This is a genomic window from Amycolatopsis sp. NPDC049252, from assembly GCF_043197175.1.
Classification (GTDB): Bacteria; Actinomycetota; Actinomycetes; order Mycobacteriales; family Pseudonocardiaceae; genus Amycolatopsis.
Genome location: NZ_JBICSQ010000076.1, coordinates 1 through 24,923, shown reverse-complemented (window position 1 = coordinate 24,923; position 24,923 = coordinate 1). Strand labels below are relative to the sequence as shown.

At 73.8% G+C, this 24,923-nt stretch carries 13 protein-coding genes; 6 read left to right on the top strand and 7 right to left on the bottom strand.

Annotation, left to right across the window (positions count from 1 at the left end; all coding sequences use genetic code 11):
* Nucleotides 1-273: 273 nt before the first annotated feature.
* From ACGFMK_RS40360 to ACGFMK_RS40345, 4 genes are read left to right on the top strand one after another with little or no spacing between them, the layout of a single operon-like run.
* Entirely contained in the window at nucleotides 274-1,962 is a 1,689-nt protein-coding gene (locus ACGFMK_RS40360) for a flavin monoamine oxidase family protein (RefSeq protein ID WP_392774665.1), read from the top strand.
* Nucleotides 1,963-1,981: 19 nt separating this feature from the next.
* Entirely contained in the window at nucleotides 1,982-3,394 is a 1,413-nt protein-coding gene (locus ACGFMK_RS40355) for a class I adenylate-forming enzyme family protein (RefSeq protein ID WP_392774663.1), read from the top strand.
* 14 nt (nucleotides 3,395-3,408) lie between these two features.
* Nucleotides 3,409-4,338 carry an ACP S-malonyltransferase gene (locus ACGFMK_RS40350; protein WP_392774662.1) on the top strand — a complete coding sequence of 310 codons (930 nt, stop codon included), beginning with the start codon at nucleotides 3,409-3,411 and terminating at the stop codon, nucleotides 4,336-4,338.
* Nucleotides 4,339-4,361: 23 nt separating this feature from the next.
* Nucleotides 4,362-5,879, top strand: a complete 1,518-nt coding sequence (locus ACGFMK_RS40345; RefSeq protein WP_392774673.1) for an MFS transporter — start codon at nucleotides 4,362-4,364, stop codon at nucleotides 5,877-5,879.
* Between the two features lie 48 nt (nucleotides 5,880-5,927).
* Here ACGFMK_RS40345 and ACGFMK_RS40340 read toward each other — a convergent pair whose 3' ends face one another.
* On the bottom strand, nucleotides 5,928-6,428 hold the full coding sequence (locus ACGFMK_RS40340) for a GNAT family N-acetyltransferase (RefSeq protein WP_392774660.1): 501 nt from the start codon (nucleotides 6,426-6,428) through the stop codon (nucleotides 5,928-5,930).
* 10 nt (nucleotides 6,429-6,438) lie between these two features.
* Complete coding sequence (locus ACGFMK_RS40335; RefSeq protein WP_392774658.1) at nucleotides 6,439-9,207, bottom strand: AAA family ATPase; 2,769 nt, start codon at nucleotides 9,205-9,207, stop codon at nucleotides 6,439-6,441.
* A 207-nt stretch (nucleotides 9,208-9,414) separates the two neighbouring features.
* Between ACGFMK_RS40335 and ACGFMK_RS40330 the strand changes: the two genes are divergently transcribed.
* Entirely contained in the window at nucleotides 9,415-12,147 is a 2,733-nt protein-coding gene (locus tag ACGFMK_RS40330) for a LuxR C-terminal-related transcriptional regulator (RefSeq protein ID WP_392774656.1), read from the top strand.
* A gap of 6 nt (nucleotides 12,148-12,153) precedes the next feature.
* On the opposite strand, the gene ACGFMK_RS40325 is transcribed toward ACGFMK_RS40330, so the two are convergent.
* Entirely contained in the window at nucleotides 12,154-12,555 is a 402-nt protein-coding gene (locus ACGFMK_RS40325) for a hypothetical protein (protein WP_392774654.1), read from the bottom strand.
* On the opposite strand from ACGFMK_RS40325, the gene ACGFMK_RS40320 reads away from it, so the two are divergent.
* Nucleotides 12,532-13,752 carry a hypothetical protein gene (locus tag ACGFMK_RS40320; protein ID WP_392774652.1) on the top strand — a complete coding sequence of 407 codons (1,221 nt, stop codon included), beginning with the start codon at nucleotides 12,532-12,534 and terminating at the stop codon, nucleotides 13,750-13,752. The two genes, ACGFMK_RS40325 and ACGFMK_RS40320, sit on opposite strands and share 24 nt — an antisense overlap.
* Nucleotides 13,753-14,283: 531 nt before the next feature.
* Here ACGFMK_RS40320 and ACGFMK_RS40315 read toward each other — a convergent pair.
* The 4 genes from ACGFMK_RS40315 to ACGFMK_RS40300 all read right to left on the bottom strand — a co-directional run bounded on the left by ACGFMK_RS40315 (nucleotide 14,284) and on the right by ACGFMK_RS40300 (nucleotide 23,984).
* A complete protein-coding gene (locus tag ACGFMK_RS40315) occupies nucleotides 14,284-17,019 on the bottom strand; it encodes an AAA family ATPase (RefSeq protein WP_392774650.1) in 2,736 nt (911 codons plus the stop codon).
* Between the two features lie 9 nt (nucleotides 17,020-17,028).
* Complete coding sequence (locus ACGFMK_RS40310; protein WP_392774648.1) at nucleotides 17,029-19,770, bottom strand: AAA family ATPase; 2,742 nt, start codon at nucleotides 19,768-19,770, stop codon at nucleotides 17,029-17,031.
* 418 nt (nucleotides 19,771-20,188) lie between these two features.
* Entirely contained in the window at nucleotides 20,189-22,900 is a 2,712-nt protein-coding gene (locus ACGFMK_RS40305) for an AAA family ATPase (RefSeq protein ID WP_392774646.1), read from the bottom strand.
* Nucleotides 22,901-23,309: 409 nt separating this feature from the next.
* Nucleotides 23,310-23,984, bottom strand: a complete 675-nt coding sequence (locus tag ACGFMK_RS40300) for a LuxR C-terminal-related transcriptional regulator (protein ID WP_392774645.1) — start codon at nucleotides 23,982-23,984, stop codon at nucleotides 23,310-23,312.
* Between the last annotated feature and the right edge of the window lie 939 nt (nucleotides 23,985-24,923).

The window sequence follows — 24,923 nt, the reverse complement described above, 5'->3', positions numbered from 1 at the left end:
GTGCGCCCGGGGCGGAACTGTTCCACCGGCGGGTAATCGTGCGCCCCGGAGCCCGGTTTCCGCTCTGTGGACGGGCGGTGGAAAAGGTATCCGGTGGACCGCGACGGAATCGTTAACGTGGCTCTCGGCGAACCGGATTTCAGCGCCGAGACCCGTGGCCGCACGACTGCCGGGACGCACCGGCGACAGCGTAAGGGCGCTCCTCCCGGGCGTCCGCCGTGCCGGCCGGGGGCCGCCTGCGCGACGCCAGAACTAGTGCCGGAGGTAACGCCGATGACCATGTCTCCCGTCGAAGAACGCCCGCTGCCCGGCCTCCCGGCCGAGGCCGGTTCGGCGAGCATGCTGTGTCCCGACTTCCCGTTCGCCTACGACGACTGGATCCGGCACCCGGCCGGCCTGGGCCGCGTGCCCCGGCACGCGCACGGCACCGAGGTCGCGGTGATCGGCGGCGGGCTGTCCGGGATGGTGGCCGCCTACGAGCTGATGAAACTCGGCCTGAAGCCGGTGATCTACGAGGCCGAGCAGCTCGGCGGGCGGATGCGCTCGGTGAGCCTGCCCGGGTACCCGGACGCCGTCGCGGAGCTGGGCGCGATGCGCTTCCCGCCGTCCGCCGGCGCGCTGTTCCACTACATCGACAAGCTGGGGCTGGAAACGACGCCGTTCCCGAACCCGCTCTCGCCCGCGTCGCCGAGCACGGTGATCAACCTGCACGGCGAGAGCCACTGGGCCCGCACGTCCGCCGATCTACCGCCGGTCTACCGCGAGGTCAACGACGCCTGGACGAAGACGCTGCAGGAGCAGGCCGACCTGTCGCTGATGGAGGACGCCATCCGGCGCCGCGACGTCGGCACCATCAAGGCGCTGTGGAACCACCTGGTCACCAAGTTCGACAACGTGTCGTTCTACGGCTTCCTGACGTCCTCGCCGCTGTTCTCCTCCTTCGAGCACCGCGAGATCTTCGGCCAGGTCGGCTTCGGCTGCGGCGGCTGGGACACCGACTTCCCCAACTCCGCGCTCGAGATCCTGCGGGTGATCTGCACCGACACCAGCGACGAGCACCACCGGATCCTCGGCGGCTGCCAGCAGCTGCCGCTCGGCCTGTGGTCCGACGAGCCCGACGAGCTCGAGTACTGGCCGGCCGGGACGTCGCTGGAGTCGCTGCACGGCGGGCAGCCGCACCCGGCGGTCGTCCGGATCGACCGGACCGGCCGCGGGTTCACCATCGAGGACGCCGGCCGCGACGTGCGCACCTACCCGGCCGCGATCTTCGCCGCGCAGAACTGGAACCTGCTCTCGGGCATGAAGGCGGACGACTCGCTGCTGCCCCAGCCGGTGTGGACCGCGCTGGAGCGCACGCACTACATGGGCGCGTCCAAGCTGTTCGTCATCACCGACCGGCCGTTCTGGCTCGACCAGGACCCGGCGACCGGGCGGGACGTGATGAGCACGACGCTCACCGACCGCATGCCGCGCGGGGTCTACCTCATCGACAACGGCCCCGACGAGCCCGGCACGATGCTGCTGTCCTACACGTGGAACGACGACTCGCTGAAGGTCGCTTCGCTGACCCCGGACGAGCGGCTCGACGTGATGCTGTCCGCGCTGGGCAAGATCTACCCGGGCGTCGACATCCGCTCGCACATGATCGGCCCGCCGATCGCGATCACCTGGGAGACCCAGCCGCACTTCAAGGGCGCCTTCAAGTCCTGCCTGCCCGGCAGCTACCGCTACCAGCGCCGGCTGTTCACCCAGTTCATGCAGCGGGACGCCGCCGAGCGCCACCGCGGGTTCTTCCTGGCCGGTGACGACGTCGCGTGGATCGCCGGGTTCTCCGAGAGCGCGGTCACGACCGCGCTGAACGCCGTGTGGGGCGTGGTCGAGCACCTCGGCGGCGGCACCCACCCGGACAACCCCGGGCCCGGCGACGTGTTCGACGAGATCGCCCCGGTGAGCCTCGACTGACCAGCGGAAAGGACTTCCCATGTTCGCGAAGATCTATTCCCCCGACGCGGTCACCGGGGGTGAAGCCTTCGAACAGCACGCCCTGCGCGTGGCCGAGGTGCTGCGCGACCGCGGTGTCGGCTCCGGCGACCGGGTGCTGCTCAAGGCCGACAACACCTTGGCCTACCTGACGATCCTCGTCGCGCTGATGCACGCCGGCGCGTCGGTGGTGCTCGTCGACCACATGGAGCACGCCGACCGCACCGCCGAGACGATCGCGGCCTCCGGGGTCGTGCTGGCGGTCGTCGACGACGACGCGCCGCTGCCGCCGGACGCGCCTTCGGCGTTCACCTACGAGATCATGGTCGCCGCCGCCGACCGGACCCCGGCCGACGACCACCTGCGCTTCGACGTCTGGGAGAAGCTGCCCGACAGCCTGGTGATGTGGTCGTCCGGCTCGACCGGCGTCCCCAAGGGCGTCGCGAAGAACGGCGCGCGGTTCCTGAAGAACCTGGAGCGCAACGCCGACCTCGTCGGCCACGTCGCCGGCGACGTCCTGCTGCCGCTGCTGCCGTTCAACCACCAGTACGGCCTGTCGATGGTGCTGATCGCGTGGCTGCGCGACTGCTCGCTGGTGATCGCGCCCTACCGGCGCCCCGACCGGGCCCTGCGCCTGGCCGGGCGGGCCGGGACGACGGTCGTCGACGCGACGCCGTCGACCTACCGCAGCCTGTTCAACATCGTCGGGAAGCGCCCGGCGCTGAAGGACGAGTTCTCCCGCGTCCGGATGCTGTGCAGCGGCGCGGCGCCGCTCGAGCCCGCGCTGGTGGCGCAGGCCGAGGAGCTGTTCGGGATGCCGCTGCTCGACAGCTACGGCAGCACCGAGATGGGCAACGTCGCCTTCGCCAACATCGAAAACCCTTACGGCTGCGGACAAATCGTCGACGGACTGGCCCTGGAGGTCCGGGCCGACGACGGCACCGTGCTGCCCGCCGGCGAGGTCGGCGAGCTGCACGTGCTCGACCCGGACCTGATGGAGGGCTACCTCGACGGCGCCGGGCGGGTCGTGCCCGTCGACCGCGGCTGGTACGCCACCGGCGACCTCGGCCGCCTCGACGCGTCCGGGAACCTGTTCCTGGTCGGGCGCAAGCGGGCGGTGCACCGCAACGGGCACACGCTGCACCCGGAGGTGATCGAGCACCGGCTGGCCGAGGAAGGCTGCTCGGCGAAGATCGTCGCGCTGCCCGACCAGCGGCGCGGGTCGAGCCTCGTGTTCGTCGTCCAGGACGACGCCCAGCGGGACCCGCGCTACTGGCGCGACCGGATCTGCGGGGTGCTGCCCCCGGCCGAGCAGCCGAACCGGGTGCTCGTCACCGACCAGTTCCCGTTGAACCGCAACGGGAAACCGGACCGGCAGCGGCTGGAGAAGTTCGCCGCCGCCGAGCAACTCTGAGCTGGGTGTGCATTGTGGACAATCCTGCGGACGCCGTCCTGTTCCCCGGCATGGGCCCGGCCCGGGCCGCGGAACTGGGCCGGTTCCTCGTCGTCGACCCCCGGGCGCGGCGCCTGCTCGGTGTGGCCGAGCGGGCGCTCGGCCGATCCCTGCTGGACCCGCTCGCCCGCGAAGGTGAGGAGTACACCGAGCACACCCAGATCGCCTTCGTGCTCGCGTCGCTGGCGCTGGCCGAGCGGGCCGAGGCCGAGCACGGCCTGACCCCGGTCGCCGTCGGCGGCGCGAGCTTCGGGCAGCGCGCCGCCGTCGGCCGCGGCGGCGCGCTGGCCCTGGACGAGCTGGTCCGGCTCGTCGACGCCGTCGCCCGCGTCGAACGCGCGTATTTCACGACGGCGCACCAGGATCTGGTGAGCCAGTTCGTCTACCGCACCCCGGAACCGGCGCTCGACGGGCTCCTCGACGGGATCGGCCACGAGCGTTCCGGCCGGTTCGACGACGAGGTCCACCTGGTGACGCTGCGGGAGTCTGCTTTGGACGATTTCGTCCGGCGGGTCCGCGCGGCGGGCGGGTACGCGCTCACGACCATGCGGCCCGCGGCGCACGCCCGGGCGCTCGGCGGGCTGCGCGACCGGCTCGCACAAGAAGTCTTCGGCAGGTTCGGGTTCTCCGACCCGGTGCTGCCCATCGTGTCCGATCAGGACGGAGAGCCGGTCCGGACCGGCGACGAAGCGGCGTCGCTCCTGCTGGAGTCGACGGTCGACGCGGTGCGGCTGCCCGAGCTGGTCCACCGGTTCGCCCGGCTCGGCGTCGGCCGGGTACTCGTCGCCGGTCCGGACCACCTGCTGCACCGGCTGCCGGGGCTGAATGCGGCGTTCACCCTGGTGCGCGCCGACGTCAAGGACGTGCTGAAACCGCGGCGCCGGGCCCGGGCGGTGGCCGCGTGAAGGCCCGCGACCTCGCCACGATCATGGTGTCCTGCCTGGCGCAGCTGATGGTCGCGATCGACATGACCGTGCTGCACCTGGCCGTGCCGGCGCTGACCACCCAGCTCGGCGCTTCGGCCGAGGAACTGCTGTGGATCGCCGACGTCTACGGGTTCGCCATGGGCGGGCTCCTGGTGACCATGGGCAACCTCGGCGACCGGTTCGGCCGGCGGCGGGTGCTCGTCGTCGGCGTCACGGCGTTCGCCGTCGGGTCGCTGCTCGCCGCCTACGCCCCGACCGCCGAACTGCTCATCGGCGCCCGCGCGCTGCTCGGCATCGCGGGCGCGGCCGTGCTCCCGTCGACGACTTCGTTGCTGCGCGCGGTGTTCACGACGCAACGGGCGCGGACCGCGGCCGTCGGGGCGGGAGCCGGGGTGTCGGCGGCCGGGTTCGCGATCGGCCCGATCGTCGGCGGCGTGCTGCTGGACCACTTCTGGTGGGGTTCGGTGTTCCTGGTCAACATCCCGGTGGCCGTGCTGATCCTGGTGGCCGCCCGGCTGGTGCCGGAATCCCGCTCCGGCGGCCGGTTGCGGCTCGACGCGCTCAGCGTGGCGCTGTCGATCGTCGGGCTGGTCGCGGTGGTGTACGCGCTGAAGGGCGCGTTCTACGCCGGGCTCTGGTACGCCGACGTGCTCGGCGCGTTCGCCGTCGGCGGCGTCTCGCTGTTCCTGTTCGCCCGCCGCCAGCGCCGGCTGGCGCAGCCGCTGATCGACCTGGACCTGTTCCGGCGCCGCGGGTTCTCGGCGTCGGTCGGGTCGAACCTGGTGTCGGTGTTCACGATGTCGGCGTTCGCGCTGATCAGCAGCCAGTACTTCCAGCTCGTGCTGGGGTGGAGCCCGCTGCGCTCCGGGCTGGCGTTCGTGCCGGGCGCGGTCGCCGCGCTCGTCGCGGGCGGGATCCTGGCGGCCAAGGCGGTCCGCCGGTTCGGCCGCGCGCCGACGGTGTCGGGCGGGCTCGCCCTGGCCGCGGTGGGGTTCGGGCTGTTCGGCGGGGTCGACACGGATTCGCCGTACGTGCTGGTGCTGGCCGCGCAGGTGGCGTTCGGCGCGGGTGCCGGGCTCACCCTGACGGTCACCGGCGACACGATCCTGGGCACGGTCCCCCGCGACCGGGCCGGCGCAGCGGCGGCGATCTCCGCGACGGCGTACGAACTGGGTGGTTCCCTGGGCATCGCGGTGGTGGGCAGCGTGCTGTCGGCGGTCTACCACGCCGAGCTGGCGCTGCCGCCCGGCGTGCCCCCGGCGCTGGCGGCCCAGGTCCACGAATCGTTCAGCGCCACGGCGGCGGTCGCGGCGGGCCTCCCGGAACCGGTCGCGAGCGCGGTCCGGCTGGCGGCGGAGGAGTCCTTCGTCGGCGGCATCCGCACGAGCATGCTGGGCAGCGCGGCGGTGATGACCATCCTGGCGGTGGTCGCGTTGCGCAGCCTGCGCGGAGTGCCGAAGGTGATCGAGACGGACGTCCCGGCCCCCGACCCCGACCCGGCCGCGGAGGCCCGCACCTGAAGTCCGTGAATGGCCCATTGAGGGACTTAGAGTCCCTCAATGGGCCATTCACGGCTTGGGACGGGACCAGCGGCCGGACCATTGCTCGGCGCCGTAGGCCTCGAAGCGCTCCACTTCGGTGAAGCCCAGCTTCGCCAGCAGGCGCATCGACGCCTTGTTGGCCGTCTGGGTCACGACGGTCAAGGGCTCGCCGGGGCGTGCGGTGGCGAACCAGTCGAGGACCGCCGTGCACGCTTCGGTGGCGTAGCCGTGTCCCCAGGCCGTCGGCAGGAACAGGTAACCGAGTTGACGCACGTCCTCGGGCCGGTCGAGGGTGATCATGCCGATGAACGACCCGTCCCGCTCCACCACGAACAGGCCGAACCGGCGGCCGGGTAGCTCGGCGACCGTGCGTTCCAGCTCTTCACGCGGCTGCGGGCCGCCGATGTAGGTGCCCACCTCCGGTGAGGCGAACAACTCGACGAACCCCGCGCGGTCGCGGGCCGCCGATTCGCGCAGCACCAGCCGCTCGGTCTGGATCGGGGCGGGTGGCCAGCCGGGTTCGGTCATGTCCGGCAACCTACGACAGGTACTCCCCGGTCAGGATCGCGGCCGCCAGTTCGACGCGGGAGCCGTAGCCGATCCGCGAGAACATGCGCGTCAGGCGGCCTTCCACGCTCTTCTCGCTCGCGTCCAGCACCACCGCCAGCTGCCGGTTGGTCAGCCCTTCCGCGACCAGGATCGCCAGCAGCCGCTCGTTCTCCGACGTCGTCTCCGCGCGCCCCGGGCCCGGGAAGCCGTTGTCCCGCAACAGCTTCCGCAGCCGGGCCCGCCAGAACCACGCGCCCACCTCGCCGTACAGCTCGTACGCCTCGGTCCACGACCGCTCCGGCTCGTGCCCGGCGAGGCCGGCCCACAGGAACGCCATCGCCGTCTCGTACGGGACGTCGCGGCGCTCGCGGGCGATCGCCACCGCGCGGCGGGCGGCCGCCGGGTCGCGGTAGACCGCCGCGCGGGCCAGGTGGTGGTTCAGGTGCGCGCGGGCCGTGTCGAGCCGCATCGCCGTGCGCGCCGAGCGGTTCACCCAGTGCTCGGCCTCGCGCCGGTTCTTCCGCAGCAACGCCGAACGCGCCAGGTCGGCCCACAGGTCTTCGGTGCCCAGGAGGTACCCGCCGCGGTCGGCGCTGCGCGCGGCCGAAAACAGCAGCCCGTCGGCGCCCTCGTCGTCGCCGAGCTTGCGCAGCACGGTGAACTCGGCGTGGTCGACGACGTGGGACATCGGCAGGTCACGCCCCTCGGCGGCCAGCGACCGGGCCCGCGCCAGCCAGCCCTGCGCGCCGAGGATCCGGATCGCGCCGTGCATCATCATGTTGTGCATCGGCCGGGCCGGGTCGGTGCCCTCCAGCAGCGTCCGGCGGGCCAGTTCCATCGCCTCCGGCCAGTCGCCGCCGAGGTAGCTCAGCGCGAACCGGTCCGGGCCGCTCAGCTGCTCGACGGTGACGCCGGCGTCGAGCATCCGCCGGTGCGTGTGCTGCAGCTCCCCCAGCTGCAGCAGCATGTCCACCTCGAACCGGCGCTGCTCGAACCGGTGGTTGGGCAGGTGCCCCGACCGCCACAGCTCCGGGTGCGCCACCAGTGCGAACAGCTGCGACGAGTCGCCGAGCACGACCCCGCAGCCGGCCAGGAACATCGTGCCGAAGTCCGCGGTCACGGTGTTGCCGCCGCTCCAGACCTCGCGCCCGCTCTCCAGCAGCTCGCGTGCCTCGGGCCAGTGCCCGCTCATCATCAGCGCGAACGCGCGGTTGATCACCGCCAGCGCCGGGTCGGCCGGCAGCACCGGGGACACCCCGGCGGCGATCTCGGCCAGCTCGCCGAGCTCCCCGCGGGCGGTGAGCCCGGTGATGAACACGATCGACAGCTCCTGCGCCTGGGCGGGCGAGAGGTGCGCGACGTGGTCGCGCAGCACCTGCCGGGCGCACTCCCCCGCCTCGGCCTGCCGCAGGTGCAGCGCCCGGGCCCCGCTGAGCAGCAGCAGCGCGCCGGCGCGTTCCTCCGGCGTCGTCACGCGGGACACCGCCGCGCTGAGCCAGCGTTCGGCCTTCGCGCCGTCGGTGAGCAGCACGCGGCGGCCGTGCTCCAGCAGCTCCTTCGCCGCGCGCCGGGCGTCGACCAGCGCCCCGGCCTGCGCGACGCGGTCGAGCACGAAGTCGTCGTCGGGCGCGGTGACTTCGCCGTCCCACACGGCGTTGACCGCCCGCGCGGCCAGGCTGCGCCAGGCGTAGGGCCCGAGCCGGGACAGCAGGGCGTCGCGGACGGCCGGGACGCGGAACCGGACCCCGCCGTCGCACCGCCGCACCAGGGCGCGCCGCGCGACGAGCCGGTCGAGGGCCGAGGCGACCACGGCCTCGTCCCGGCCGAGGGCGGACGCTGTCAGCGCGGCCGCGTCGGCACCGAGCGGGGCGAGCACCGCCATCGCCTCGGCCACCTCGCGGACGCCGTCGCCGGCCTCGGTCACCGCCCGCAGCAGCGGGTGGTCCGCGGTGGCGACCGGCGGCTCGACCCAGCCCGCGCGGTAGGCCGTGCGGTCCACGATCCGCATCGCCCCGGCCGCGCGGTAGCCGCGGACGAGCGCGGTCAGCGCGGCCGGGTTGCCCCGGGCCGCGGTGTGCAGCTCGCCGGTCAGCTCGGCGTTCGGCCGGGCCGAGACCAGCCCGGCCAGCAAGGACCGGGACTGGGCCAGGGAAAGCGGCCGCAGCAGCCGCAGCCGGGCCCGGCCTTCGGCCTGCAGGCGGCTGAACGTCGCGCGCAGCGCGGCGCCGCCGGGCACATCGTCACCGGCGCCGATCCGCAGGGTGGCCACGACACTGGTCCGCATGTCCCCCGAGCAGTGGTGCACCAGGGCACCCAGCAGGAAAGCGGTTTCTTCGTCGATCCACTGCGCGTCGTCGACCAGCAGCACCAGCGGGCTCCGGGCGCGCAGCAGCGGGAAAACGGCCTTGGCGACCCTCGCCGCGGTCTCCGGGCTCCGCGACGGGGCCGTGCCGAGCCGGCCGATCAGCGCCCGCAGCGGCTGCCCCGCCGGGTCGTCCCCCCGGCCCGGCTCGAGCTGGTTGAGCAGCCGGAACACCGCGCCGTAGGGCAGTTCGCGGTCGAGTTCGGCCAGCCGCAGGACGAGCACGGTCGCCGACCCGGCCAGCTCCCCGGCCAGCCGGTCGAGCACCGTGCTGCGCCCGCTGCCGGGCTCGCCCGCGACCACCGTCAGCGGTGCGGTGCCGAGCCACGCGTCGTCCCGCAGGACCCCGACCTCCTCGGCGCGGGCGTCCGCCCGCAGCCCGCTCCCAGCGCCCATGGCACCAGTGGACCAGCTCTCGCACACCCGCTGTTTCTCCCGATCGCTCGACCGGGTGTGCCGGGGCAACAACGATGCCTGAAGGTGACCGGCCGCCGGGGGCCCGCTGGACGAAGCGGACACCCGTTGCCACGCTCGGGGTCAGGGGATGAACTCACCGCCCGTCCGCGCCGCGCCGCTGACGCCCGTGCCGGTGCGAGGAGGGAAATGGCAGCGACGGCCGTCTCGAACGCCGGACCCGACGACGTCCACGCGGCCCTCGACCGGCTCCTTGCCGGCCCCGGCGCGGTCTGGGTCGTGCAGGGTCCGGCCGGCAGCGGCCGCAGCACGGCGCTGGCCGCCATGGCCCAGCGCGGCCGCCGTTCCGGCGCCGCCGTGCTGCCCGTGCCCGCCGGCACCGAACCGGGCGCCGTCCTGCTCCGGCTGGCGACCCAGCTGGCCGAGCTGATCACCGCGCTGGACCGGATGGAACTGGTCAGCATGCTCAGCGCCGTCGCGTGGCTGCGTACCCGGCTGGACTCCGGTACCGGCGGCAGCCCGCTGACGGTGGCCCACGACCTGGTCACCGTCTTCGCCACGCTCGCCCCGCGCAGCCGGATCGTGCTGCAGTTCGACGACTTCGACCTCGTGCCGCCGGACGTCGCCGCGGTGCTCACCCTGGTCGCCGAAGGCGCCCGCGCGGCCGGGACGGTCACCGTAGCGACCGCGCACGGCCCGGACACGGCGGGCGCGCCCGTCCGCAAGCTGCTCGCCATCGCCGACGGCACCGTCGAGCTCCGGCCGCTGACCGACGCCGAGACGACCGGGCTGCTGCCGTCCTGGACGACGCCCGACGGGCGGACGGCGAGCGACCCCGGGCTCGTCACGGCGTTGCGCACCGCGCTCGGCCCGTTGTTCGGCAACCCGGGCACGGTCCGCGCCACCGTCGCCGACCTGCGGGCCCGCGGCCGCCTGGCGGTCGTCGACGAGCACGTCTGCCTGGCCGGCACCGGGCTGCCGATCGTGCTGCCCGCCAGTCACCCGCTGTCCCTGCGGCTGGGACGGCTCGGGCCGGCCGCGCGGCGGCTGGCCGCCGTCCTCGCGGTGCTGGGCGAGCGGGACACCCCCTCGATCGACGCGCTGCCCGGGCTCGCGGCGTCGGCCGGGCTGGCGCTGCCGGCGGCCGGGCACGGCCTGGACGAGCTGGTGCGGGCCGGAGTCCTGGGCGTCGGCCGCGAAGGCGCGGTGGAATTCGCCGTACCGGCACTGGCCGACCGGCTGCGGCTGGAGCACGGCGCGCGCTGGCGCCAGGTGCTGCACCGCGGGATCACCCGGCGGAGCGCCGTCGGCACGGCGGAGATCGCCCGGCACCTGGCCGAGCTGCCGCCGTCACCGGCGAACCCCGAGGCGGCCGGGGTGCTGCTCGCCGAGGCGGCGCGGGAGGAAACCGATCTCCCGACGGCCTGCCGCTACCGGGTGACGGCGCTGCGGCTTCTCTCACCGGCGGACGAGCGATTCCCCGACGTACTGCGAGCCCTGCTCGCGGCCAGCCTCGCGGCCGGCGGGTACGGCGTGCTCGCCGACGACCTCGCCACCGTCGTCCTGCCGCGGCTCGGCGAAGCCCGGCTGACCGAGCGCCTGTCCGCGACCACGCTGGTGTGCTGGCTGGCCGCCCTCGCACACGAACAGCGCCTGGTCGAACTCGACGTCGTGCGGCCGCTGGCCACCGTCGTCGCTGACGCGGGACCGCTGCTCGACGCCGTCCGCCAGGGTGACCGGACGACGGCCGCGTCGGCGGTGGCGGGGTTCGCGCGCGCCTGCGGTGCCGAGGACGACGACCTGCTCTCCCTCGGCGCCGGGATCCTGCTGGGCGCGCTGCCCGGCGACGGCTCCCGGCTGGACTCGGCGTGGCCGGCGCTGGCCGGGGTGCCGCCGCGCGAGGACGTCTCGGAAGCCGCCGACGTCCTCGACTCGGTGAGCGTGCTCCAGGTCGTGCTCCCCGGGCGCTACCGGCCGCCGTCGACCGGGTTCACGGCCGGCTGGCACGCCGTCCGGCAGGCCTACCGCGACGGCGAGTGGGACACGGCCCTGTCGCTGGCGCGGCGGCTCGAAGGCGAGCGCCTGTGGTGGGAACCACCGCGGCGGCACCGGTTCGCGAGTGTGTTCGCCGCCGAGATCTGCGCCCAGCGCGACGAGCCGGACCGGGCCGCGGACTGGTTGCGGCGCCTGCCTTTCCAGACATCGGCGGCCGCCTACGTCGCCTGGGTTCGCTGCCGGTTGCGCCTGTCCGCGGGCCGGCACGCCGAAGCCGTGGAACGTGGTTGGCAGGACTACGTGGCCTGCCGCGAGCGCGGGGTGCGCGCGGGCCTGGAACGCTTGCTGGCCCGGTTGTTGCGGGCCGCGCGGGAGCAGGCTGACGCGCCGGCCGTGGACCGGCTGCTGGCCGAGCTGGAGGGCCTCGCCGTCCGCCGCCCGACGGCGTCGGTACGGGAAGCCTCCCTGGTGTACGGCGGTCTCGTGCGCGGCGACCTGGAGTCGGCGCGGGCGGGTGTCGAGCTGGCCCGCCAGTCCGGTGACGCGTTCCGGGGCGCCGAGGCGTGCGCGGCGTTCGGCGAGCTGAGCCCGGTACCCGGGCCGTGGCTGCTGGAAGCGCACCGGACACTGAAACGGCTGGAGGCCGTCGCGACGCTGGCGTCGGTGGAGGACCTGCTGGACCGCCGCCGGATCACGGTCCCGCCGGACCGCGCGGACCGCGCCGGGCTCGACCCGCTGGAGCGCCACATCGCCGGACTGGTCGCGAGCGGCCGCACGAACCGCCAGATCGCGGCGGCCCTGCGGGTGAGCGAGAAACGCGTCGAGGCGCGGCTGACGTCGTTGTTCGAGCGCACGGGCTGCCAGTCCCGGGTGGAGCTGGCGGCGGCCTGGCTGCAGGGCCGCCTGGGCACCGCGGCGGCGGTCTGACCCCGGTCAGCGGCACAGGTGATTCACCACGGCCAGAACGAGCGCGGCGACGGTTCCGATCACGGTCACGGTGAGGGAGCCGGTGATCACGTAAAGCGCGCCGACTCCGGTCAGGCAGCCTTTGATCATCTTTTCCATCCCCCGTGGATCTTCATTCCGCGACGGGAGCGATGTGCGCTCACTCTTGCCCATTGAACCGTCCTCCGGTAGGTGTACTAGTACACAATAAATAGACATGACCAGGCAATTCGATGACTGGAGCTGATCTCTCGCGGCCAGGCGATGTTTCTGGCCGCCGCCGGCCAGCTCCGGAAATCCGGGCATTGTTCGATCTTGCCGGGAATTGCCGATCATCGTCGAGGTGGTCGACGTGGAGGAATGCCCGTGAGCATCGAAATGGGTCAGCACGCGGCGGACGAGCCCGCCGCGGTCGAAGCCGGTCTGCGCTGGCTCGCGACCCACCGGAACGGCGAACCGCTCAGGTTCCTGCGGTACGCGCTGGAAGACCCGACCAGCGAGTCGGCCGCCGCACTCGGCGCCCTGATCAAGCCGACGGCTTCCCTGCCCGAGGTCGCGCCCGCAGTACGAGCGTTCGCCATCTGGGGCCTGATAACCGACATTGTCGGCGGCATCGGCTCCGCCAGCGATTCCCGCCGCCGCAATACTTTACTGGCCGCGTTCCGGCTTCCGCCAGGGCAAGGGGTCGGCACACCCTGGAAAGCAACGCTCGACGATCGGTTCGAACAGTTGAAGAGGTGCGGCGCATTCGGTGACCCGCCACCAAGCACGACGACGCCGATGCACCGGGCGTGGAAACGTGCACTCGTGGAGCAACTGGTTCCCCGACTGCTCCGGAAATTCGAACAACTCAGCGGTGACGGAGAAATGTGGCGACCATACGTCGAAATCGGACGGGCCACAAATAGCACTTCTCCACCGGCACACCGGCAGGTTCTCCCCGACGGAATTGCAGGCTTCAGAACTCCTTCCCAGGGTGCACAGCCTGTGTTCATGGAGCGCATGGTAGTGATGGTGGAGATGCACCGAAGAGCCGTCTTCCGCAGGTTCACCGAGCGAAAGGTCGTTGCATGCGACGACGGTGTCGACGGTTATGTCGCACGCGCGTTGATCGGCTGGACCGACCGGCTCGCCGCGGTTCCAATCAAGGCACTGTGGGCCTGCCGGCTCGAAGCCTTACAAGGGGAACACCCAGGCGATCCAGTGTTGGCTAAGTTGCGCTTCACCAAGCCGTTGAAGCGGGATCAACGACTCACTTTCACTTCGAAGGCATTCGAGGAGCGCTCCGACGAAGAGCACTACTGGGTCGACGTGCACGTCGACCACCACGGGATCGCACCCGGCTTCCTCGACGCCGACGGAGATCCCAGCGCGGGCCTGACCATCCGAATCACCTTCGATGACCTATCTCTACCAGAATCTGCCTGGTGGTACGCAGAACAAACGGACGACGAACGGATGCGCCGCCCACCCTCAGGAGACCGTCATCTGCTTCCGGTCGAAGACGGCTTCGTGCAACACACTTTTCGTGAGCCCTGCCACCCACGGGAGAACTACGGGCTTGGATTCCGCTGGCCGTCGTCCTGACAGCAGGAAAGCATTGACGTGAGCCGAGGAAGTGCTATCGTCGATCAAGAGCAAGGCCATGAGGAGGCGAATCAACATGGCCCGCCCTCCGACTAGACGAGATACGGGTCCCGCCTAGTTATTTCCGGTGCTTCCGCCGTTACCTTCGCCGCCAGCACCGTGCGTTACCACAAGTAACCTCCTCAACTTTCACAGGAGAACGAAGCGTCACTTCTTCGTTCAATTAAAACCGACCGGCCGGTCCCGTGTAGTGACGGGACCGGCCGGCTGATTGTTCAGTCGACCGCCAATGTACAGGACAGTTCGGACGCTCTCGGCAAGTGGGGTGAGGGTAATTTCCGACGGCTGTGTAGTGAATCCGCGAAGTATTCCCTTCCTGACCTTCGGCGCGTACTCAAGCGTCCGTCGAGTCGTCGCTGGGCATGGCGAAGAGCGGGCTGCGCATGACACCTGGGGAAGGCCGATACAACCATTCGATCGCCGTGGACATGACTGAGCGCGTCGGCCTCTGGCTGACCTGCAGGCCCCGGCTCAGCCCGCGCGGTGGCCTCGCATCGCCGCGGCCAGCTGGGCCCGGCCCGAGATGCCCAGCTTGCGGTACGAGCTGGTCAGGTGCTTCTCCACCGCCCGCACCGTGACCTCCAGCAGCTCCGCGATGTCCCGGTTGCGGCGCCCCGACACCGCCAGCTCCACCACCCGCTGCTCGGTCGCCGTCAGCGGGCCACCGTCGGAGGGGTCGGCCGGTTCCGGAGCCGATCCGGACAGCCAGTGCGCGCCGCACGCCGCGGCCAGGCGACGGCCTTCCTCGAGGTTCTCCGGCGCGTCCGGGCCGGTGTCGCGTTCGCCGAGCAGGATCAGCGTGCGGGCCAGTTCGAGCCGGTCGCCCGAGCGGGACAGCGCTTCCGCGGCCTCGCGCAGCAGCGGCACCGCGTCCTCGTCGCGGTCGAGCAGGGTCGCGCGCACGCGCAGGGCGCGTCCCACGGCGGCCGGCGCGCCCCACGCCCGGGCCCGCGATGCTTCGTCCTGCGCGACCGCCTCGGCCCGCACGGGATCGTCGGTCGCCGCCAGCAGCAACGCTATCCGGCCGCGCAGAGGCCGCAGGACGCCGTTCACGCGACCGGAGCGTTCCAGCTGGTGCGCGCAGTCGAGGAAGTACTCGGTGGCCGCCGTGTGGTTGGCCTCGGTCAGCGCCAGCGCGCCGTGGGCCAGCGACCGCAGCCACGGCTCGTGCTCCGGCTCCAGGTGGTCGACGACCACTCGCGCCAGCGCCGGATCCCGTTGCTCCACGGCGATTTCGGCCAGCACGCGCATCGCCGTCGAGGTGATGCCGATCCGGCTGGGCCCGGCCGAGGCCAGCACCGCCTGCGCCCGCTCGCGAGCCACGGCGAGCTGCCCCGACGCGGCGGCCACCACGGCCTGTCCCGTCCAGGCGACCAGCGTCGGCAGGTCCGGGTCGGCGGCCGGGCCGCAGGCCGCGGCGAGCCACGACTCGACGCCTTCGAGCGCGTCGGCGGCCACCAGCACGAGCACCGTCAGCGGCAGGGTGGTGTACATCTGGTTCGGTGAGCCGGGTTCCCGCTCCAGCACCTGCCGCGCTATGTCCACAATGGACTCCCGCGGCGCCGCGTCGGCGACGGTGGCCAGGTACAGCAGGACCGCCACCAGCTCCCGCTGGGCCGGCGACCCGTGCGCCGGCGCGTCGCCCAGCCCGGCCAGCCGCTTCGCCGCGTCGGTCCCCGACCCCGGCACGCCCCGCTCGAGGTACCGCAGCCGGGCCTCCAGCCGCAACGCCGCTTCGGCCGCATCCGGCCCCGGTTCGCTCCGCAGCTGGGCGAGCACCTGCCGGACCTGGCGGATGTCGGGGGCGAACCGGGCGCCGGTCACCACCGGCAGCAGGCCGAGCGCGAACGCGCGGTCCGCCGGGTCCCGCAGCAGGCCCAGCGCCTGGTGCAGGTGCCGGTGCGCGGCGGCCAGGTCGTACCCGCGTTCGACGGCGGCGAGGTCGACGAGCAGCTCCGCGCGGTCGGCACCCGGGTGGGCCAGCGCGTGGCGCAGGTACTGCGCGGCGGTGCGCGGCTCGGCGTTCGTCAGCGCGGCACCGGCCGCGGTCCGCAGCACCTCCGCGGCCCAGGGCTCGGGTTCGGCGACGGTCGCCAGCAGCTGCCGCCCGATCTGCTCGACGGGACGGCCGTACCGGTAGAAGACGTTCGCCGCGCGCAGGTGCAGCCGGTCCTGCTCCCCCGCGGTCAGCTGGTCGGCGACGAGGTCGCCGACCATGGCGCCGGCGAACCGCAGCAGCCCGCCCGCCGGGTCCTCGACGAGCCCGAGGCGCCGCAACGCCCGCGCCACCGCGTCGAAGTCCGGCAGGTCGAGGCCGGCCACCTCGGCGACGACGTCGGCCTCGGTCGCCTCGCCGAGCGCGGCCATCGCGTTCGCCACCGCGCCGACGGCGGCCGGCTGCGCGCGCAGGCACCGGGTCAGCCGGGCCGCGGCGGGTGAGGGCCGCAGGGCTGCGAGATCGGCGGCGGCCGCGGCGATCGGGTGCAGGCCGTGCCCGAGCATCGTGTTGACCAGGGCGTCCAGCAGCATCGGCGAACCGCCGGTGCGGGTGTGGCAGGCGTCGGCGAACTCGTCCTCGGGCGGGACCCCGCAGCGGGCGGTCAGGTAGGCCCACACGCCGCCGGCCGAGAGCGGGGTGGCGTGCACCGTGCGTGCCGCGGTGTGGGCGATGTCCTTGACGACCACGTCGTCCGCGGCGTCGTCACCTTCCAGCAGCGTCGCCACGACGAGGACCCGCAGCCCGCCCATCCGGTTGGCCAGGTAGGCGAGCCACCGCAGCGACGCCGCGTCCGCCCACTGCAGGTCGTCGACGAGCAGCGCCACCGGGCCGGTGTCGTGGACGACCTCGGTGAACAGCTCCAGCAGCTCGTGCAGCACGAGGTGCGCGCGCCGCGGGTCGGGCGGCGCGGGCGGGTGGTCGAGGTCCGGCCGCACTTCGGCGGGCAGCTCCCGCCGGCGTCCGGCCTCCAGCAGCGGTTCCAGCAGCAGCCAGACGACGCCGTGGGCGACCTGGCGCTCCAGCGGCGTCGCCACGGCCCGCACGACACGCAGGCCGCGCGCCGCGGCCTCTTCGCCGGCCGCGTGCAGCAGGGCGGAACGGCCGGTGCCGAGCCCGCCGCGGACGACGACGAACTCCCCCGCCCCGCCGCGCACCCGGGCGACCGCGGCGGCGAGCGCGGCCAGCTGTTCCGCGCGCTCGATCATCATGACGACGGATCAGAGCTCCTTGTCCAGCGCGGCGAACAGCTCGCGCAGCTCGGTCCGCCCGGTCACCTCGAGCTGCCGGTAGATCGCGGTCAGCCGCAGCTCGACGGCGCGCTTGCTGATCCCGAGCTCGGCCGCCAGCTCGGCGTTGGACGCGTCGGCCAGCACGCGGCGCACGAGGTCGGCCGCCTTCGGGGAGAGCGCCCGCCAGCGCCGGGACACCGTGCGGTGCGACGTCAGCGGCTTCGGCCGTTCGGAAAGGCGTTTGCCGAGGTCGGCGAGGCGGGCGGTCGCCCAGCCGAGCTGGTAGGCCGTGGCCAGCCGCTCGGCCTCGCGCAGCAGGCGCGCGACGCCGCCGGTCTGGCCGCGGTTGAGCTGCGCGGCGGCGAGCAGCAGCTGTGCCTCGACGTAGAGGACACGGGCCGGGGACTGCTGGAGCGCGTTGACCGCCTGGGTCAGCCGGAACACCGCGTCCTCGGACCGGACCGCGACCCCGGCGCCCAGGTGGGTCCGCCCGATCGCGGTACGGGTGCCCCAGGCCTGCGCCAGCTGCCATTCCTCGCTGATCATCGCGGCGGCGGTGTGCTCGTCGCCGAGGGCCTGGGCCGCGATCGCGACGTGCGAGCGCCACGGCACCAGGCCGGGGTTCGTCCAGCCGACGGCGTTCATCCGCCGGCCGCACTCCTGGAACAGGCCCAGCGCCCGGTGGTGGCGTTTCAGGTCGAGCTCCAGGAGCCCGCGCATGAACAGCAGGTACGGCGAGGAGAACTGCATCCCGCCGTCGCCGGCCGCCGCGTCGACGGCGCGCTGGGCGGCCGCGAGATCCCCGCGGGTGAGCGCGGTGGCGATCGAGACGGTGCCGAGCGACCCGGCCACGGTCGGCGGCCAGCCACCCGGCGGACCGGCCGCGGTGGCCTCGGCCAGCGCCTCTTCGGCGTCCTGGACACGGCCGCGCTGCAGGTGGATCCACGCGCGGCCGGTCAGGGCCAGCGCGACGGGAACCCGGGCCCCGGCGGCGCTCGCGTCGGCCAGCACCCCGTCGTAGACGGAAAGGGCCTCCAGCACGTCGTCGGTCTGGCCGAGGGTGGCGGCCAGCGCCAGCCTCGGCGAGTACAGGGAAATCCGCTCGTGCGGCGACTCGCAGGCCCGGCGGGCCAGGCGCCGGGCCGCCTTGGCGTCGCGGCAGGCCATCGTCCTCAGCCACGACGCGGCGGCCGCCTGCGCCGGGCTCATGGCGGCCGGATCGACGTCCGCGGCGGCGGGAATGCCGAGAGCGGCCGCGCCGCTGCCGGTCCCTTCGGCCAGCCAGTGCAGCGCCGCGAGATCCGCGCGGTCGCGGTCGCCGAGCCTCGCGCCGCTCAGCCCGGCCAGCTCGCGCAGCGCGTCGTCCTTGGCGCCCCGCTGCATCATCAGGTCCACTGCGGACAGTCGCGTTCGGACGGACTCGCCGTCGGCCGACACCCGGGTCGCGCGGGCCAGCCGCAGGTCCCCGGTGAAGTGGCACGACGACGCCTCGACCGTTTCGAGCTCCAGGCGCAGCCGCGCCGACGTCCCGGCCGGCACCGGCTCGGCCAGCGCCCGGCGGTAGTAGCGCGCCGCGCCGGCGTGGTCGCCGGCTTCGCGGCGGCGCAACGCGGCCGCGCGCAACGTCTCCAGCGCCCAGGCCTCCCCGACCGGCTCCGAGCCGAGCAGCAACCCGGCGACGTCCTCCTCCGGAGCGGCCCGGCGGTGCCCGAGTTCGGCCGCGCGGCGCCGCGTCGCGGCCCGCTCGGCCGGACCGGTCGCGGCCAGCACCCAGGTGGCCACCTGGGGGTTCATCGGCTCGGCGGGGTCGGTGCCGACCAGGCCGGAGTCGGCCAGCACCCGCAACGCCCGGCTCAGCGGCATGCCGAGCGGGCCGGCGAGCGGCCGCAGGTAGGCCTCGTCGAGGGTGCCGACCGCGGCGATCGTCCGCACGAGCGCGGCGAGGTCGGCCGGCAGCCGGGCGAGCAGGTCGAGCACGACGTCACGCCGGACGTCCGCGGTGATCGCGTCGATCTCCGGCCCGGGACCGGCGGCCGCGCGGGCGAGCACCTCGGTCAGCAGCGCGGGGTTGCCGCGGGTGGCCTCGTACACCTCGGTGACGGGCGGGCGCGGCGCCGGCCCGGCGTGCACCACGCGGCGGACGGCGGCCTCGCTCAGCGGGCGCAGCCGCACGACGTGCCGGTTCTCCCAGGGCAGGCCACCCACCGGCTCCTCGCCGTCGGACCCGGCCGGCCCGGAGTGGGCGGCGAGCAGCAGCACGGGATCGTGTCCCCGGCGCCGTTGCAGCGCGGCCAGCCAGGCGGCGGACTCCTCGTCGGCGAGGGTGAGATCGTCGACGACGAGCAGCACCGGCCGCCGCCGCGCCGATTCCAGGAGCCGCTGGCAGAGCAGTTCGTGCAGGACGGGCACATCAGGCCCGCCTTCGAGCGCGGCGCGCAGCCACGGGAGGTCCGCGAGTTCCGGCACGGGGGTGAGCAGCTGGGAGAGCAGGCCGTAGGGCAGACCGGCCTCGGTGGCCGAGCCCCGGGCGGCGAACACCTGCAGCCCCCGTTCGGCGGCCCGCGCGGCGATTTCGCCGAGCAGCGCGGTGCGCCCGCTCCCGGCGGGACCGAGCACGAGCGCCGACCCGGCGCGGCCGCGTTCGAGCTCCCCGAGGAGGCCGGTGAGGAGCCGCAGCTCGGCCTCGCGTTCGACGAGCTGGTCACCACCCTCGGCTTCGATCCGCCGCACGGCGCTCACCTTGCACCGCCGGGAAGGCGGGGCATCGGCGGGAACGCTTGCTGCCACGGGACAATCTGAGCCGTCGTTCCGGCCGCGAACCACCGGCGGCGCCATTCGCCGAGAGCGGGCCGGCCGCAGCCGCCAGCCGCCCCACCGAGCGCCGCGCCTCTACCGAGAGCGAACTCACCGAAGGAACCCCGCTCCCCCTCAACGCAAACCGCCCCACGCTGCCGAACGCAAGCCATCCCACCGGGCGCCACGCCCACCGGAATCTCACCGAGGGCAGACTCACCACAGGAAACCCGTTCCCCCACAGGACGAACCGACCCATGCCGCCGGCCGCGAGCCGCCCCGATGGAACCCGCGAATCGCCGTGCCGTGCTCACCCGAGGCCCCTCAACCCCGGCCGCGAGCCGCCACCCCGGACTCACCGGACACCGCCGAGCACACCCGGGCGGCCGTCGTCCGTCTGGTCCAGTGCCGCGGCCAGCTCGGCTCGGCCCGTGATGCGCAGCTTGCGGTACACGCTCGTCAGGTGCGTCTCCACCGTCCGGACCGTCACGAACAGCCGCTCCGCGATGACCCGGTTGCTGACCCCGCGCCCGGCGAGGCCCGCCGTGAGCCGCTCGGCCGGGCTCAGCGTCGACACCGGGGTCACCTGGCTCGGGATGCCCGCCTCGGCCGCCGTCTGCTGGGCGCGGTGGAGCAGGCGCCGGTCGCCGCTGCGGAGGCTCAGTTCCGCCGCGCGCCGCAGCCGGGCGCGGGCCGCCGCCGTGTCGCCCGCCTCGACCAGCGTGCGGCCGAGCTGGAACTCCGCCAGGGCTTCCTCCAGGCGCGCGGGCGAGCCGGCCAGGATGGCGGCCGCCTCCTCCAGCAGGCCGATCCGGTCGTCGCCGGGGGTGGCGACCGCCGTCGCGAGGCGGGCCATGCCGACCGCGCGCGGGGTGCCCCACCGCAGCGCCGGGCCGGTGCCCTCGGCGGCCAGGTCGGCCGCCGCGTCGTAGCGCCCTTCGTCGGCCAGCAGGCACGCGGCCTCGAACCACCACGGCGCCAGCAGCGGATTCCCGATGCCGACCTCGGCGAGGCTTGCCCCGCACCGGCGGAACAACGCCAGCGCCGCGTCGACCTCCCCGGACGCCCACCGGACCCGCGCGTCGACGAGCTGGAACCACGGCCGCATCACCGTGTGCTCCCACAGCTGCGGCGAGTCCGCTTCCCGCAGCAGCTCCGCCGCCTTCGCGGTGTCGCCCTGCTGCGCGACGACCGTCGCGAGCGCGATCCGCGGCACGACACCGCCGGTGCGGCCGTCGGCGCGGCGGCCGAGCGCGTAGGCCTGCCCGGCGTCCGCGGCCGCCGCGATGAGGTCGCCGCACCAGTGCCCGAGCAGCCCGCGGAAGGCCAGGTACTCGCTGCGCTGCGCCGGGACCAGCTCGATCACGCGGCTCAGCTCGTCGCGCGCCACGTCGACCTCGTCGGCCAGCAGCAACGCCAGGACGGTCGCGCTGACCGCCGAATCGTCGGCGATCGGGTCGTACCCGCGGATCGCCCGGATCGCCCACTCGGCCGACTGCCGCGAGCGGGCGCCGTCGAGCGCGGCGACGACGGCGCAGACCGCCAGGTGCCCGGCGTCGACGACGTCGTCCCCGGGGCGCAGCCGGGCGCCGAGTTTCGGCAGGCTGTCGCGGTCTTCGATGCCCACCAGGCACAGCAGCGCCTCGAGCGACACCCGCAGCTGGGGATCGGCGTCCGCGCCGAGCTCGGAGAGAGCGCTTTCCAGGACGGTCACGGCCGCGCCGCACCGCCGGGCGACGAGCGCCAGCCGGCCCAGCTTCACCGCGGTGCGGGCCCGCTCGGCCGGGTCCCGCTGCAGGTCCAGGGCCCGTAGCAGCAGGTCGAACCCGCCGGCCGGCTCGAGCAGCGCGACGGTCTCGGCGAGCTGGACGGCCAGGCCGGCGTCGGACGGCCGGGCGGCGGCCGCGGGCCGCAGGTAGCGCACCGCGTCCCAGGGCGCGCCCCGGTCGCAGGCGCTGCGCGCGGCGTCGCGCAGCAGGTCGGCCATCCACGGTTCCAGCGCGTCCAGTTCGAGCAGCTGCTCGGCGACCTCCTCCGGCGACCCGGCCGCGTCGCTGAGCAGGGTCGCGGCGGTGCGGCGCAGGCGGTTCAGCTCGGCGGGCTCGACGGCGCCGAGCAGGCCGTCGCGGACCGGGTCGTGCCGGAAGGCGAGCCCGTCGGTCGCCAGGATGTGCTGGCTGCGCAGTACTTCCACGGCGGTGGCGGCGGTGCGCACCGGCACCTCGGCCAGCCGTGCGACCATCGAGAGGTCCTGGCCGCCGAGCACCGCGACGGCCGTCGCGACGGTCCGGGCGTACCCGGGGACGCCGGCGAACAACGAGCGGATCAGCGCCGCCCCGGCCGCGGACCCGGCCACCGGCGCCACGCCGGCCGCGACCTTGCGCAGCTCGTCGAGCATCTCCCGCAGCAGCAACGGGTTCCCGCCGGACTGCTCGACGCAGTGCCGCACGAACCGCTCCCCCGGCTCCGAGCCGACGGCCTCGCGCGCCAGCGCGGCGACCGCCGAGGCGGGCAGCGGGCCGAGGTCGAGGACTTCGGTGCCGTACCAGGATTCGAGGTCGGAGAGCCGCTCGGCCGCGCCGGCCGGGCCGTCGGCGGCCGAGCGGACCAGGATCATCCGCAGCGGCAGCCGGGTGGCACGCCGGGCGAGCAGGCTGAGCCACCGCACGGTCGGCTCGTCGCACCACTGGACGTCGTCGACGGCGAACACGATCCCGGGTTTCCCGGCGGCCCAGGCGGCGAAGTCCGCGTACCACGCGGCGAACGCGTCCGGTTCGGGTTCCGGGTCCGCGACCGGAGCACCGGCTTCGCGCAGGGCGGCGAGCAGTCCCCGGGACGCCGCGGCGCCGTCACCGGCCACGCCGGCGCTCCGGCAGACGACGGTGTCCGCGCGGGCGGCCAGTGCGGCGTCGAGCAGGCTGGTCTTGCCGATGCCGGCCCGGCCGCGCAGGACGACGACGGAGCTTTCCCGGGGGGCGCCGGCGCTCAGCCGCGCGGCGAGCCGGCGCAGCTCGGCGTCGCGCCCGGCCAGCGGCCGCCCGGCTGTCCCGGCGTCCCGGTCCACCATCGCGTTTCCCCGTCCTCCCATCGGACCCGTTCCCGTCACACAGAGCGAACAGTCCTTCACGTGTTCCCATCTCATCGCGTGATCGTCTTACCGAACAGAGCGACCACACCCGGCAGGGGTTATCCCTCACTACCGGGATCACCGTGCTCATCTGAGCAGTACGGTGGGTGCCGAGCGAGATGCGAAGGCGTGCATGAAAGGGGCTTTTACCAGCGGTTTTGCCCCAAAGGCCACAAACTCTGGACAGGTCGTCCGCTCAGATGTGCACTTGGGGCGACACAACGTCGTTGCGTAACCACCCGGGAGGACCACGGTGCCGGCCCGGCGGCCCGGAACCGGTTACGAAGACCGCACCGTGACCACGCGGGCGCTTCACCGCACGGCCACTTCCGCTTCATGATCGGCGGCGTCAGCTCGCGCGGCGGCACTCCGGCACCCGCGGCGGCCACGCCGTGGAGTCGAGCAGCCCGGAGGCGAAGGCCCGCGAAATCAGCTCGACGCGGTTGCGCGACTTGAACTTCCGCTGCAGGCGGGCGACGTGGTAGTCGATCCCCTGGCGGCTCAGGTAGAACTTGTCGGCCATCTCCAGGCTGGACATGCCGCTCGCGATGCCCTGCAGGATCTTGGCTTCGATGCCGGTGACCGAGCCGGCGAGCTCCGCGCGGGCCCCGGCGAGCCCGGCCGGCGCCGTCTCCGGCAGCACGGTCAGCAGGATCGCCGCACCGGGCGCCCGCATCCGGCCGGCCACGATGGTCACCCGGTCGGCGCCGGCCGGCACCAGACCGCTGATGCTGCCGCGAAAGCGCTGCTCGCGCCCTTCGGCGACCCGGTTCAGCCGCTCGCGCAGGTAGTCCGGCCCGGTGGCGACGAGCTCGGGGAACGACTCGCCGAGCACCTCGGCCGGGCGGCGGCCGAGCCAGCGGAAGAAAGCGGCGTTGCCCCCGCCGAGCCGCAGCCCGGCGCCGAGCGCGGCCAGCGGCATGTCCGCGCTTTCCACGAAGTCGCCGATGATTCCGGTTCGTGCGTCACGGGCCGCGTCCAGTGTGCGCGGGCCGATCGGGGAAATGGTTCGGATGCCGGCCATGGAAAGCCCCCTTCTTCCTGAGCTTTGCGTGTCCACCAATGCTCGTCCCCTGATGAGGACACGGCAGACACTACGAAGGGGTTATCAGCACGGTCAACGAATTCCGGGTGGGTGGAAGAGAAGTTCGTGGCCACCGAACCCGCCTTGCGGGACGGACCGCACCGAAGGTTCGGTATGCCGGACCCCGCAGGCAAATCCCCTGTTCAGCGACCCGATCCCGGCACCGGCGGGGCCGTACCCCGCCCCCGCGGGGCGAATTCCGCACCGCGCACCGGCGAACAATTCGCGAACGGCCCGGAGGGGGTTCGGGCAACCGCGTTGCCCGTTTACCCGGGCCGTACAGCGCGTTTCCCTTGCCAAGATAGCACCAAAACTCCCGGTTCTTGACCTGAACTTAAGGTTGATTCGGGTTGCTGTTCCGTGCTAACGCGCTCGGGCCAGGATGAGCGCGCGAAAGAACCTTCGGTGAACCTTAAGCCCGGCACGTCCGGCACGGTGCCAACGGGCGGTCCGCTCGTCGCGAACAGACCCACTCGCACCCGGCTCGCGGCCTCGGCACCAGAGCCGCGGCACACCGCGACGGCCACCTGCCACCACAGGCCGCGCTCCGAAGCTCTGCGGCGCCTCGATGCGGCCGCCGCGCCCCCGGCTCCAGCCGCGACCTTCACCGCACCTCCCGCCAGGCGGGCTCGGCACCGCACCACCGCGGTCAGCCGTCACCGCGACCTACTCCGAACGCGGAAAGCTCCGCCGCGCCCCCGAGCCCCAGGCGCGACCTTCACCGCACCTCCCGCCAGGCGGCCTTGACACCGCACCACCGCGGTCAACCATCACCGCCACCTACTCCGAACGCGGAAAGCTCCGCCGCGCCCCCGAGCCCCAGGCGCGACCTTCACCGCACGTCCCACCGGGCGGCCTACCCCAACCGACGCCCGGCGC